Origin of the sequence: Paenibacillus soyae, assembly GCF_024623455.1 — a bacterium.
GTDB lineage: Bacteria > Bacillota > Bacilli > Paenibacillales > Paenibacillaceae > Pristimantibacillus > Pristimantibacillus soyae.
Map to the genome: position 1 here is coordinate 1 of NZ_JANIPJ010000057.1, position 1,194 is coordinate 1,194.

1 rRNA gene is annotated in these 1,194 nt (G+C 53.5%); it reads right to left on the reverse strand.

Annotated features, from left to right (window positions below):
* Nucleotides 1-1,194 (reverse strand): 23S ribosomal RNA (locus NQZ67_RS29915); the annotation flags it as partial.

Here is a 1,194-nt window from a genome sequence, read left to right on the forward strand (position 1 = left end):
TTTAGCCCCGTTACATTTTCGGCGCAGAGTCACTCGACCAGTGAGCTATTACGCACTCTTTAAATGGTGGCTGCTTCTAAGCCAACATCCTGGTTGTCTTTGCAACTCCACATCCTTTCCCACTTAACACACACTTGGGGACCTTAGCTGATGATCTGGGCTGTTTCCCTCTTGACAATGGATCTTAGCACTCACTGTCTGACTCCCGGTAAGCATGTCGATGGCATTCGGAGTTTGACTAGACTTGGTAACCCTTGGCGGGCCCCGCACCCAATCAGTGCTCTACCTCCACGACACTCATAACCGAGGCTAGCCCTAAAGCTATTTCGGGGAGAACCAGCTATCTCCGAGTTCGATTGGAATTTCTCCGCTACCCCCACCTCATCCCCGAATTTTTCAACATTCGTGGGTTCGGGCCTCCAGTGCGTGTTACCGCACCTTCACCCTGGACAGGGGTAGATCACACGGTTTCGGGTCTACGACCACGTACTATGGCGCCCTATTCAGACTCGCTTTCGCTGCGGCTCCGTCTCTTCAACTTAACCTTGCACGTGATCGTAACTCGCCGGTTCATTCTACAAAAGGCACGCCATCACCCATATAGAGGGCTCTGACTTCTTGTAAGCGCACGGTTTCAGGTTCTTTTTCACTCCGCTCCCGCGGTGCTTTTCACCTTTCCCTCACGGTACTGCTTCACTATCGGTCACCAGGGAGTATTTAGCCTTGGCAGATGGTCCTGCCGGATTCCGACGGGGTTTCACGTGTCCCGCCGTACTCAGGATCCGTCTCGGAGGGTGCTGGCTTTTGGTTACAGGGCTTTTACCTCTTCTAGCGGGCCTTTCCAGACCTCTTCGCCTAACCAACACCTTTGTAACTCCATGTGAGACGTCCTACAACCCCAAGAGGCAAGCCTCTTGGTTTGGGCTAATCCGCGTTCGCTCGCCGCTACTGACGGAATCACTTTTGTTTTCTCTTCCTCGGGGTACTTAGATGTTTCAGTTCCCCCGGTATGCCTCTACCCAACCTATGTATTCAGTTGAGAGTAACTGGGCATTACCCCAGCTGGGTTTCCCCATTCGGAAATCCCCGGATCAAAGCCTGCTTACGGCTCCCCGAGGCGGTATCGTTGTTCGCCACGTCCTTCTTCGGCTCCTGGTGCCTAGGCATCCTCCGTGCGCTCTTACTAGCTTAACC